The following is a 12,009-nucleotide window of genomic DNA, read 5'->3' on the forward strand; positions in this document are numbered from 1 at the left end:
GCCCGCGCCCGCGCGGGGTGGGTCGAGCACCACGACTTGCGGTGCGGGCGAACCGGTCCGGTGGCCGAGCCAGCGTTCGACGCGGTCGGCCGTCAGCCGCACCCAGGGGAGGTCGCGCAGGGCGGCGGCACCGTCGGCGACGGCGGAACGCGCGGATTCGACACCGAGCACCGAGCCGGTGGCACCGACCCGGTCGGCCAGGCGGGCGGCGAATACCCCTGCACCGCAGTAGAGATCCCAGGCCAGCGCGCCGGTCGACGCGTCGACCCACTCGGCTACGACATCCGAATAGCATTGCGCCGCACCGCGATGCGGCTGCCAGAACCCGGTCGCCGAGACCTCCCAGCGCCGCCCGGCCACATACTGCACCGCCCGGCCGCTACCCTCGACGACGCGTTCGTGCCGAGGGACATGCGCGGCCGCTCGCCGCGCCGCCGTAGCGCGCCGATCACCCGCACGAAAGCCATTGCCGTACCGCTCATCCCGGCGCCGATCACCACCACGCCCGGCCTTCCCACGCCCGGCCTCCCCGCGTCCGGAACCCCCGTACCCGGGACTCCCGCGCTCGGCACCACCGTGCCCGCTCTGTTTCGGCGGAGCGAGTTCGACGATGTGCCGCAAACCGTCACCGTCGACGGCCACGACCAGTTCGGCGCCGGGTGTCCACGTGCGGTCGGCGAGCCCGGACATCGCGCCCGGAACCGGTTGCGGGCACCGCAGATCCGGTATCACCTCGGTGCTGCGGTAGCGGTGCACACCGGCTCGCCCGTCGGCATCGACTGCCAGCCGAACCCGGGTTCGCCACCCGCCGTCGACGGGCGATGGGAAACCGTTGTCCACCAACGGGATCGGCTCGACCACGACCTCGGTCTCCCATCCCGCCAGCCGCCGCAGCTGCTCGGTGACCACCGCCGCCTTCAATGCCCGCTGGGCCCGCGGCGTCGCGAAGGAGAAGTCACAGCAACCCGCCCCACCGGGTCCCGACACCGGGCAGGTCGCCGGTACCCGATCCGGCGACGCCTCCAGAATCTCGATCGCCTCGGCACGGCAGAAGGATCCGCCCCGATCCTCGGTCACCCGCGCCCGCACCAGCTCGCCCGGCAACCCGTGCCGCACGAACATCACCCGCCCCTCGTGGCGGCCGACACAGAAACCGCCGTGCCCGGGCGCCCCGAGCCGAACCTCGAAAACCGAGCCTTCCCACCCGGTTCCGCCAGAGCTCATCGCTCCCCCGCGCACGCGGCCACGCTCACGACCGCTCCTCGTATCCGCGCCGTACCGCGCCAGGAGCGTTGGCGATATCGGATTGCCGGGCCTTGGCGGACGAGCTCAGCTGCCACGGCACGCTGGCCACCATCACGCCGGGCTCGAACAGCAGTCGGCCCTTCAGGCGCAGCGCACTCTGGTTGTGCAGCAACTGTTCCCACCAGTGCCCGACGACGTATTCGGGGATGAACACCGTCACCACCTCGCGGGGCGAATCCCTCCGGATGCGTTTGACGTAATCCACCACCGGCTTGGTGATTTCGCGATACGGCGACTCGATCACCTTCAGCGGCACCGGAATATCGCTCTTCTCCCACTCGCGCACCAGCTGCCGGGTATCGGGCTCGTCGACATTGACGGTGACCGCCTCGAGCACGTCCGGCCGCGTCGCCCGCGCGTAGGCGATCGCCCGGCGCGTGGGCAGGTGCAGCTTCGAGACCAGCACGATGGAGTGGGTGCGGCTGGGCAGCACGCCGTCCCACTCGTGCTCGTCCAATTCGTGCGACACCGAATCATAGTGTCGCCGAATCATTTTCATGAGCACGAAGATCGCCGCCATGGTGACGATCGCGATCCACGCACCCGCGAGGAACTTGGTGATCAGCACGATGATCAGCACCGTCGCAGTCATGGTGAGCCCGATGCCGTTGATCACCCGCGACCGCTGCATCCGCCGCCGCACCACAGGATCGGTCTCGGTGCGCAGCAGCCTGGTCCAGTGCCGCAGCATGCCGGTCTGGCTCAACACGAACGAGACGAACACGCCGACGATGTACAGCTGGATCAGCCGCGTCACCTCTGCCCCGAACAACACCACGAACGCGATCGCCGCACCCGACAGGAACAGAATCCCGTTGCTGAACGCGAGCCGGTCGCCGCGCGTGTGCAGCTGCCGCGGCAGGAACCGGTCCTGCGCCAGGATCGAGCCGAGCACCGGGAAGCCGTTGAACGCGGTGTTGGCCGCCAGTACCAGGATCAGCGCGGTCACCACGGTGAGGAAGTAGAACCCGGCCGGGAATCCCTCGAACACCGCGTGCGCGATCTGCGCGATCAGCGTCTTCTGCTGATAGCCCGCGGGCGCCCCCACCAGCTCCGAACTGTCGTGCGCGTACACCAGCCCGATCCGGCGCGCCAGCAGGATGATCCCGATCAGCAGCGAGATCGCGATCAGGCCGAGCATCAGCAGGGTCGTGGCGGCGTTGCGGGACTTGGGTTTCCGGAACGCCGGCACTCCGTTGCTGATGGCCTCGACGCCGGTCAGCGCCGCGCAGCCGGAGGAGAAGGCACGGGCGATGAGGAAGGCGAACGCGATTCCCTGCAGATGCGAGTCGGCCCCCTCCAGACCGAACCCGAACGATTCGGCGTGCACCTCCTCGCCGAACACCTCGATGCGCACCACGCCCCAGATCAGCATCACGAACATGCCGATCATGAAGGCGTAGGTGGGGATGGCGAACATCGTGCCGGACTCGCGCACCCCGCGCAGGTTCATCGCGGTCAGCACGACGATCGCCACCACCGCGAACAGCACCTTGTGGGTATCGACGAACGGCACCGCGGAGCCGATGTTGGACGCCGCCGACGAGATCGATACGGCGACGGTCAGCACGTAGTCGACCAGCAGCGCACTGCCCACCGTCAACCCGGCTGTCGGGCCCAGATTGACCGTGGCCACCTCGTAGTCGCCGCCGCCGGACGGGTAGGCGTGCACATTCTGCCGATAGCTGGCCACCACGATCGCCATCACCGCCGCGACCGCCAGCCCGACCCAGGGCGCGTACACATACGCCGACAGGCCGGCCGTCGACAGCACGAGGAAGATCTCCTCGGGCGCGTAGGCCACCGATGACAGCGCATCGGAGGCGAACACCGGCAGCGCGATCCGCTTGGGCAGCAGGGTATGTCCCAGCGAATCGCTACGGAAAGGGCGGCCGACCACCATGCGTTTGAAGGCCGTCGTCAACTTCGACACTCGGCACAGCATACGGCCGCCAGGTTTCCCGGAGGCCGCACACATGCCCGAGTTGCGACACCGGAGGCCCCACACATACCCCGAGATACGACACCGAAGGCCGCACACATGCCCCGAGATACGACACCGGAGGCCGCACACATACCCCGGGTTGCGGAGCACATCCGGGTTTCGGTGGAGGATGGAGGGGGAACGTGGCTGCTGTGGCGGACAGCGGGTACGGTTCGTCAGCACAGGAACCAGACCGCACACCACGGTTTCCGGGAATTGGGGTTGGCAGGGTGTACGTAGTGATCATGGGGTGTGGCCGCGTCGGCTCCGCGCTCGCGCGCGCCCTTGTCCGGGTCGGTCACGAGGTCGCCGTGATCGACCGGGACTCCAGCGCCTTCCTGCGCCTGGGCAAGGACTTCGGCGGCGAGCGGATCACCGGCGTCGGATTCGACCGGGATGTGCTGCAGCGCGCCGGAATCGAACGGGCGGGCGCCTTCGCGGCGGTCTCCTCCGGAGACAATTCCAACATCATCGCGGCCCGCGTGGCCCGCGAGACCTTCGGCGTGGAGCGCGTGGTGGCGCGCATCTACGACGCCAAACGCGCCGCCGTCTACGAGCGCCTGGGCATTCCGACCATCGCCACCGTGCCGTGGACCACCGACCGGTTCCTGCGCACGCTGGTCGGCGAGGAGTCCAGCACCACCTGGCGCGACCCCACCGGCACGGTCGCCGTCACCGAACTCGGACTGCACGAGGACTGGTACGGGCGTACGGTGCGGGACCTGGAGGGCGCGACCGGGGCCCGCGTGGCGTTCCTGATCCGCTTCGGCCAGGGCATGCTGCCCACCAACAAGACCGTGCTGCAGGCCGACGACACCGTCTACGTCGCGGCCACCTCGGGCAGCGTCGGCGCGGCCGCCGCGCTGGCCGCCAATCCACCCGCTAGCGAGGACAAGTCGTGAAGGTTGCGATCGCCGGGGCCGGCGCCGTCGGCCGTTCCATCGCCCAGGAGCTGCTGCGCAGCGGGCACGAGGTGATGCTGCTGGAGCGCCGCGTCGACCACGTCGACCCGACCGTCGCGCCCGCCGCGATCTGGGTGCACGGCGACGCCTGCGAGCTGGAGTTGCTCGAGGAAGCCCGGCTGCAGGACTACGAGGTCGTGATCGCGGCCACCGGCGACGACAAGGCGAATCTGGTGTTCAGCCTGCTCGCCAAGACCGAGTTCGGGGTGCGGCGGGTGGTCGCCCGGGTCAACGATCCCCGCAACGAATGGCTGTTCGACACCTCGTGGGGCGTGGACGTGGCGGTGTCGACGCCGCGGCTGCTGGCCTCGCTCGCGGAGGAGGCCGTCTCGGTCGGTGACCTGGTGCGGCTGATGACGCTGCGGCAGGGCCAGGCCAACCTGGTGGAGATCACGCTCCCGGCCGATACGGTGCTGGCCGGTAGGGCGGTGCGGACCCTCACGCTGCCGCGCGACGTGGCGCTGGTGACGATTCTGCGCGGCGGCCGGGTGATCGTGCCGCAGGGCGACGATCCCCTGGAGGGCGACGACGAGCTGCTGTTCGTGGCGTCGCTGGAGGCCGAGGACGAACTGCGCAAGGTGCTGGGGGTCAACGGCTTCGGCGACCCCACCGGCTCCTGAGGGTCAGCTCGCCTGCAGCTGGGCGCGCAGCTTGTTGAGCGCGCGGTGCTGCATCACCCGCACCACGCCGGGGCTGGTGCCGATGGCCTCGGCGGTCTGCGCGGCCGTCCAGCCCAGCACGATCCGCATCACCAGCACCTCGCGGTGCGCGGGCGCCAGGATCTTCATCAGCTCGCGGGTGGCGCGGCGGCGCTCCATGATCAGCGCCATCTCCTCCGGACCCGCCGCCGTGGACGGCTCGTCGGGGAATTCCGCGACCGGATAGGACGGGTGCTGCTGGGCGCGGCGGAACGCGTCGGCCACCTTGTTCGCCGAGATGCCGTAGACGAAGGCGAGGAACGACTTGCCCTGATCCCGGTAGCGCGGGATGGCCTGCACGGTCGCGATGCAGATCTCCTGGGCGATGTCCTCGGCGGTGACGTGCAGGTGCCCGCCGCCACCGATCCGGGCGGCGCAGTAGCGGCGCACCAGTGGATGGACGATCCGGACGATCTCGGTGACCGCGTTCCGGTCTCCCGCGGCCGCCGGGCCGATCAACCGGTCCAGCTCGGCCGCGGCCCGCCGGCTCTCCGAACCCGCGGCCGCGGTCTTGGGTGACCGGGTTCCGCGGCCCTTCGGCCGGTCCTGCGACGCCACCGTGCTGTTCTCGGTACCCACTGGCGGATCCTTTCGCCGATCGCTGCTCTCACCAACGATCCTGCGAGAATCCGGCCCCCCGAAATAGATACCCCAGGGGTGGGTTCGTCCCCACCTGCCCTTTCCCCGCCCCCAAAACATAGGGGCACAGGCCACCAATGGGACCTACGCTCCCACCGCGGCCATGGTTCGATTCCGGCCGAAAGCACGCCGGAAAATCAAAGAACGCGCCCCGACGCAGCATCCATCATGCCCCCGGCACGCTTTTGGCCGGGATCAATTCCCCGTCGCACGCGGCAGGTGCCCGGCCTTGCGGACCGCCCAGACGGTGACCAGGAGGGCGATCGCGGTGAGCGGCCAGCCCATGGCGATGCGGGCGACGGCGAGCGGGCCCGTGGCGTCCTCGTCGTAGAGGTGCGACTGCACCAGGTAGCGGGCGCCGAATACCACCACCCACACGGCGGTGGCCAGATCGTAGAGCCGCAGCACCCGGCGATCGGAACGCCACTCGGTGCCGTGGCCGTTGAGCATCCCCCAGATCACGCCCGCCAGCGGCCACCGCACCAGCAGCGACGCCAGGAACACCCCGGCGTACACGAGGCTGGCCCAGATGCCGAAGGCGAAGAACCCCTTCGCCTCACCCATGCGGTAGGCGATGAACGCGCACACCCCGACACCGAGGAATCCGGAGATCGCCGGCTGCACGGGATTGCGGCGCACCAGCCGCCACACCAGGATCGCCGCCGCCACGCCGAGCGCCGACCAGATGGCCGTGGTCAGTCCCCACAGCGAATTGGCGGGCACGAACACCAGCACCGGCAGCGTGGAATAGATCAGGCCGCTGAAGCCACCCAGCTGCTCCAGCAGGGTCTGCTCCACCACCTGCTCACGCTCGGACTCACGATCGTCGGCCTGTTCGTCGAAGGGCACGGCGGCGCGCTCGCTCTCGACCACGGCGAAGCGCTCGGCCCCGTCGTCGCTGCTGGGTGTCGGCATGCGTCAGGAATTCTCGCGTAGTTCGTAGTAGGGGTTGAATATCACCTTGGCCCCATCACGTTCGCCGATGCGGCCGCGGACCAGGATACGGCGTCCGGGGTCGATACCCGGGATGCGGCGCCGCCCGATCCACACCAGCGTGACCGCGTCGGTGCCGTCGAAGAATTCGGCCTGCAGGTTGGCGCCCGCGGCCTTGGGACACGCCTCGACGCTGCGCAACTTCCCCAGCATGGTGACCTCCTCGCCACGCCGGCACTTGTCGGCCCGGCAGGCGCCCGACGCCTCGGACGTCTCGGCCAGCTCCTCGGCATCGAGGTGATCCAGATCGGCGGTCAACCGACGGCCCAGGCGCCGGAAATACCCGCTGTCGGGCCCCGCCTTGCGCCCGGCAACCCCGGATCCTGCCCTGTTACCGCCTGTGAAAGGCATCTTGCAACACTTCCTGCACTGCAGACGGCGTGGATCACACGTCGTCGGGGTCCCACACGAACGACCGATTAGCCGTCCATCGCCACTGTAGATGGGCACTTCCGCCCCCGCTATGCGAGGCCGCCCACGGTCGGTTGAGTACCCAATACACGCGGGTTTTGCACCACCGAAAAAGTCCGGACCGACGGGTACGGCAATCGCACCGCGACCACGCCGCCCGCTCGCGGCGATCCGGCCGTGCAGACGGCGGTGCGAGTCGTGCCGACGACGGATTTCCGCGACAACGCCCGCCACCCTCACCGAATCCGGCGTACCCGCCGCGTAGGCTTCGGCCCGTGCCCGATCTACCCCGCCCGGCGCTCGTCGTCGCCCTGCCCGGTACCGGCTCCGACGCCGACTTCGCCCGCCGCGCGTTCGGACCCGCCTGTGCCGCATTGGATCTGCCGTTCCTCGCGGTCGAACCCGATCCGCGCGCGGTGGTGGCCAGCTGCCGGGCCGCCCTGGACACCGCGGCCCGCTCCGGGCCGGTGCTGGCCGCCGGTATCTCGCTGGGTGGTGCCATCGCCGTCGAATGGGCCCGCGCGCGAGCCGATTCCGCGTTCGGCGTGATCGCCGCGCTGCCCGCCTGGACCGGTACCGACACCGGCGACTGCCCCGCGGCGCTCAGTGCCGCGACCACCGCGGCCCAGTTGCGCACCGACGGCCTGGACGCGGTGATCGAGCGCATGCGCGACAGTAGCCCGGCCTGGCTGGCCGCGGCCCTCACGCAATCGTGGACGAGCCAGTGGCCGCATCTGCCCGACGCCCTGGAGGAGGCCGCGGGCTACCCCTGGCCGACCCCGGAAACCCTTGCCGCGCTGAGCGTTCCGGCGACCATCGTGGCCGCCGTGGACGATCCGGTCCATCCGCTGCCGGTGGCCCGGCGCTGGGCCGAGCTGATCCCGCGGGCCGAGCTGCACCGGATCACGCTCGACGAACTCGGCGCCGATCCCGCGATCCTGGGTACCCGGGGGCTGGCCCGGCTCGCCGGACGTCACGTCGCCCACCGCTAGCCGCTGTGTCCCTCGGCCGGTTCACCGCCCGCCGAATTCGACCGCCGCTCAGACGGCAACCGGGCAACCGCGGCGCCGGGCAATACAGGACACATCGTCAACGAATCCCGGTCCGGCCGAGTCCATTACCCGACAGGTAATCGACCGGCCTACCGGGAACGGTCAAGGTGGACGGCATGATCACCAACGCCACCCGTACCGTCGTCGAGGAGTTGCTGCACCGCATCGCCGTGGGCGACCCCGAGCGCATCGCCGAACTCTACGCACCGGACATCGATTGGAAGCTGGACTGGCCGGAGAGCGAGCACGGCCGCGCCGCCACGCCCTGGATCGCGCGCCGCGGCACCCGCGCCGACGCCGCCCGGCATTATCGGCAACTCGCCGAGCACCATGTCCCCGAGGCGGTCGGCACTCAGATCGAGCGCATCCTCGTCGACGGCTCGGATGCCGTTGTGCTGGGCGAGATCCGGCAGACCGCCCGTGCCACGGACCGCGCCTACCGCTCCCGCTTCGCCCTCCACGTAACGATCGAGAACGGCCTCATCACCCGCCACCACGTCTACGAAGACAGCCTCGCCGTAGCCCAAGCCTTCACCGAAACCCCTGAACGACCCGGGAACTGAATCGCCCACACCCGAACACCCCTCAGCCACAAACATTCTCGACCAACCCACCCACCCCAACCCCGACACACCCACCACGACAGTGCCTGCACCCCCACCCACGGTCCCGGCACGCCCATCACCACCATCCCGGCACTCCCACCACCGCGTTCCCGGCGTTCCCGGCACTCCCACCACCGGTTTCCTGGCACGTCAACACCACGGTCCCCCACCCATCGCAATAGTCCCGGCACGTCAACTACCACCGCACCCGTGGACCCCACCACGGCTGTCCCGACACCCACCACCGTCCGACACACCCACCACCACAATCCCGACACGCCAACCGTGACGAACCCCGCGCCCATCGCGATGGTTCCGGTGCGTCAACTGCCACGGTCTCCGTGTGCCCATCACGGCGATCTCGGGCGCCTATTACCGTTCGGCGCGCCCATCACCAAGATCCCGGCACGCTTTTGGCCGGGACCTGCCGTCCTGGATTCCGGCCGAAGGCGCGCCAGGATGTCGGTGAGTGCCGTTGCTGTACTAGCCGCGGCCGAGGGGGCGGATGGCAGGGTCCTCGGTGCCGTGGCGCGGTGGTGGCTGTTGGCGGGGTGGCGGTGGGGGGCGGTGCTGTGGTTGGTACTGCGGTGGTGGCTGGTGATGTGGCGGTTGCTGCGGGGGCGGCGGTTGCCGGTGTTGCGGCTGTTGCTGCGGGGGCAGCGGCCTGGGTTGTGGTTGTTGCTGCGGGGGTGGCTGCCGGTATTGGGGTTGCTGAGGAGGCAGCGGAGGCCGCTGTTGCGGCGGCGGGCGGTGCTGCGGTGGAGGCCGATGCTGTGGCTCCTGCGGCAGTCGCTCGTCCCACGGCACTCGGCCATCCTGGGGTGGGCGCTGATCCTGCGGCAGCCGCTGATCCTGGGGCGCCCGCTGATCCTGGGGCGCCCGCTGATCCTGCACCGCCCGCTGATCCTGCACCGCCCGCTGATCCTGCGGCAGGCGCTGATCCTGCGGCGGACGCTGGCCCTGCGGGGGGCGTTGGCCCTGGGGCGGGCGCTGGTCCTGCGAGGGGCGTTGACCCTGGGGCGGGCGCTGGTCCGGGGTGACTGCCGGGAACTGTCCGGTGGACAGTTGTTGCATCGCCGAGCCTCCGGTGCCGCTGCGCGGCTGCTCCGGCATCTCGGCGGGGACGGCCGGGTGCTGTCCGGTGGCGTAGGCCGGGTGCTGCCCGGTGGCGTAGGCCCGGGCGGCGGCCGCCTGGGCCTGCTGCGCCTCCTGCGCCTGCAGTTGCGCCTGGCGCTGCTGCTCGTGCGCGGCCATCAGCTGATCCGCCAGCTCCTGCGGCAGCACCACCGGCAGCGGCTCCCGCACCGGCAGCGGCTCGTCGCCGCGCCGCACCACGGTCTCGGCGAGCAGCGCGCGGGCCGAAGCCACCAGCGGGCCACCGTCGTCGGCGGCACCGGACGGGCCCGCCGCGACCAGGCGCAGCATCCAGCGCTGCCCGTCGACGCCGATGAACCGCAGATCGGCACCCTCGGTGACCGCGTGCAGTTCCCGCCCCCACGGACCGGTCTGGGTCGACACCTGCGCACCGTCGTTGCGCAGCGAATCGCGCAGTTCGTTGACGACCGACCGCCACTGCCCCGGCGATTTGGGCGCGGCGTAGGCGGCCACCGTGAGCCGCCCGTGCGGGGTCGCCAGATGCACCGCCTGCGGGGTGCCGTCCGGCGTCATCTCGACCTGCAGCTGCCCGCCCTCGGGCACCGGCAGGATCACCGACCCCAGATCCAGGCGCTGGTCGGCGACATCGTCGAGCAGATCGGCGACGTCGTCGTAGTCGTACGGACCGCTGCGCCCGGCGGATTCGGCGCCCTCGAAGTCGTAGCGACCGGGCCCGGGGGCGGCGGGCTCGTCGTCGTACCAGTCGTCCTCGTCGTATTCGGCGGCCTCGTCGTAGCCGTAATCGTCCTCGTAGTCGTCGTAGGACCGTCTGGGGGGGAGGTCGTCCCCCGCCTTCTTCTTCCGACCGAACATCGTCATGCCTCCTTGTCGGCCGCCCCACCGGCCGTCTGCGCGGCCAGGCTCGCATGCCCGCCGCTGGACCCGTAACCGCCTGCGCCACGCGAGGTTTCGTCGAGCCGGTCGACCTCCACGAAGTCCACCAGCTCCACCCGCTGCACCAGCAGCTGCGCGATGCGGTCACCGCGCCGCAGCTCGATGCGGGTGCGCGGGTCGTGGTTGATCAGGCAGACCTTGATCTCACCCCGGTAGCCCGCATCGACCGTCCCGGGAGTGTTGACGATCGACAGTCCCGTCTTCGCGGCCAGCCCGGAGCGCGGATGGATCAATCCGACCGTGCCGATCGGAAGGGCCACGGCGACACCGGTGCCGACGAGCACCCGCTCCCCCGGCTCCAGGATGACGTCCTCGGTGGTACACAGGTCCACGCCCGCGTCGCCCGGATGCGCCCGGGTGGGTACGGGGATGCCGGGATCGAGCCGCAGCAGAGGGATAGATGGAATACCGGTCACGTACAGCGAGCCTACGCGGTTGGTCGGCGGTCGCGGCAGCGACGTGGCCCAAGCGCGCCGCACCGCAACAATGCGACGACCTGCTGCCCGCCGCGATCCGCCGACGCGTCCTGACTTAGTCTGATGTCGTGTCCGACCAGCCCACGGCAGACCCCCACGCCGCCCCCTCCGCACCAGGGCCCGAGACCATGAGCCGACCCGAGATCACCGCCTACTCCGAACGCCTGTGGGTGCCGCTGTGGTGGTGGCCGGTGGGCCTGGCCATCGCGGGCCTGCTGGCGGCCGAGATCCACATGGGCGCACCGGGAGTCCGGGCCTGGCTGCCGTACGTGCTGCTGCTGCCGGTGCCGGTGTGGGCGCTGGTGTGGCTGAGCCGCCATCGAGTGGAGGTCGGGCCGGATGCGCACGGAACCACCGAATTACGAGCGGACCGCGCCCATCTGCCGGTAACGTATGTGGCCCGGGCGGCAACGGTTCCGGCCAGCGCCAAGAGCGCGGCACTGGGCAGACAGCTCGACCCCGCCGCCTACGTCCAGCATCGCCCCTGGATCGGGCCGCTGGTACTGCTCGTCCTCGACGACCCGGACGATCCGGCGCCGTACTGGCTGGTCAGTACGCGCCACCCCGACCGGGTCCTGAAGGCGTTGGGCCTGCCGGACAAGGGCTGAACCCGAAAAGCGCCCGCGACGCGAGCTGACCGGCTGCGTGGCTGTGCACAGCGAACGGTCAGGCAGCGTATCGGGCGCGAACGGGTACTGTCCGGGGGGGGGGGGGGGGGGGGGGGGGGGGGGGAATTAAACCGGGGGGGGGGGGGAGGGGGGGGCAAGCGAGGAGATGAGCAGGGCCCCCGGGTGGGGGGGGGGGGGGGGGGGGGGGGGGGGGGGGCAAAAGGCGG

11 protein-coding genes and 1 pseudogene are annotated in these 12,009 nt (G+C 70.5%); 5 read left to right on the forward strand and 7 right to left on the reverse strand.

The genetic code is table 11. The annotated features are described in order from the left end of the window. Both QH290_RS03245 and QH290_RS03250 read right to left on the reverse strand, forming a co-directional pair. Positions 1-1,224: class I SAM-dependent RNA methyltransferase (locus QH290_RS03245; RefSeq protein ID WP_280381907.1), on the reverse strand; the 1,224-nt coding region annotated here is incomplete at its 3' end. 25 nt (positions 1,225-1,249) lie between these two features. Next, the gene (locus tag QH290_RS03250; protein ID WP_280268784.1) at positions 1,250-3,238 is read right to left on the reverse strand and encodes an APC family permease; all 1,989 of its coding nucleotides are present in this window, start codon (positions 3,236-3,238) and stop codon (positions 1,250-1,252) included. Between the two features lie 266 nt (positions 3,239-3,504). Between QH290_RS03250 and QH290_RS03255 the strand changes: the two genes are divergently transcribed. Further along, complete coding sequence (locus QH290_RS03255) at positions 3,505-4,191, forward strand: potassium channel family protein (RefSeq protein ID WP_425301847.1); 687 nt, start codon at positions 3,505-3,507, stop codon at positions 4,189-4,191. Beyond that, complete coding sequence (locus QH290_RS03260) at positions 4,188-4,871, forward strand: potassium channel family protein (protein ID WP_280268782.1); 684 nt, start codon at positions 4,188-4,190, stop codon at positions 4,869-4,871. Before QH290_RS03255 ends, QH290_RS03260 begins: the two co-directional genes overlap by 4 nt. Before the next feature lie 3 nt (positions 4,872-4,874). Here QH290_RS03260 and QH290_RS03265 read toward each other — a convergent pair whose 3' ends face one another. From QH290_RS03265 to QH290_RS03275, 3 genes are all read right to left on the reverse strand, one after another. Further along, a complete protein-coding gene (locus QH290_RS03265; protein WP_280381908.1) occupies positions 4,875-5,528 on the reverse strand; it encodes a sigma-70 family RNA polymerase sigma factor in 654 nt (217 codons plus the stop codon). Between the two features lie 255 nt (positions 5,529-5,783). Continuing rightward, the gene (locus QH290_RS03270) at positions 5,784-6,503 is read right to left on the reverse strand and encodes a DUF3159 domain-containing protein (RefSeq protein WP_280381909.1); all 720 of its coding nucleotides are present in this window, start codon (positions 6,501-6,503) and stop codon (positions 5,784-5,786) included. 3 nt (positions 6,504-6,506) lie between these two features. Beyond that, positions 6,507-6,932 carry an OB-fold nucleic acid binding domain-containing protein gene (locus QH290_RS03275; protein WP_280265050.1) on the reverse strand — a complete coding sequence of 142 codons (426 nt, stop codon included), beginning with the start codon at positions 6,930-6,932 and terminating at the stop codon, positions 6,507-6,509. 335 nt (positions 6,933-7,267) lie between these two features. Between QH290_RS03275 and QH290_RS03280 the strand changes: the two genes are divergently transcribed. Continuing rightward, positions 7,268-7,984: an alpha/beta fold hydrolase gene (locus QH290_RS03280; protein ID WP_280381910.1), complete on the forward strand. Its 717-nt coding sequence runs from the start codon at positions 7,268-7,270 to the stop codon at positions 7,982-7,984. Positions 7,985-8,160: 176 nt separating this feature from the next. After that, the gene (locus QH290_RS03285; protein WP_280381911.1) at positions 8,161-8,607 is read left to right on the forward strand and encodes a nuclear transport factor 2 family protein; all 447 of its coding nucleotides are present in this window, start codon (positions 8,161-8,163) and stop codon (positions 8,605-8,607) included. 1,104 nt (positions 8,608-9,711) lie between these two features. On the opposite strand, the pseudogene QH290_RS03290 reads toward QH290_RS03285, so the two are convergent. Beyond that, positions 9,712-10,617: pseudogene (locus QH290_RS03290) on the reverse strand (DUF3710 domain-containing protein); the annotation flags it as partial. Positions 10,618-10,619: 2 nt separating this feature from the next. Further along, the gene (gene dut / locus QH290_RS03295) at positions 10,620-11,114 is read right to left on the reverse strand and encodes a dUTP diphosphatase (RefSeq protein WP_280265047.1); all 495 of its coding nucleotides are present in this window, start codon (positions 11,112-11,114) and stop codon (positions 10,620-10,622) included. Between the two features lie 188 nt (positions 11,115-11,302). Between dut and QH290_RS03300 the strand changes: the two genes are divergently transcribed. Next, a complete protein-coding gene (locus QH290_RS03300; protein WP_280381912.1) occupies positions 11,303-11,782 on the forward strand; it encodes a DUF3093 domain-containing protein in 480 nt (159 codons plus the stop codon). The last annotated feature ends 227 nt before the right edge of the window (positions 11,783-12,009 follow it).

Origin of the sequence: Nocardia wallacei (assembly GCF_029869545.1) — a bacterium.
In the GTDB taxonomy this organism is placed as follows: Bacteria; Actinomycetota; Actinomycetes; order Mycobacteriales; family Mycobacteriaceae; genus Nocardia; species Nocardia wallacei_A.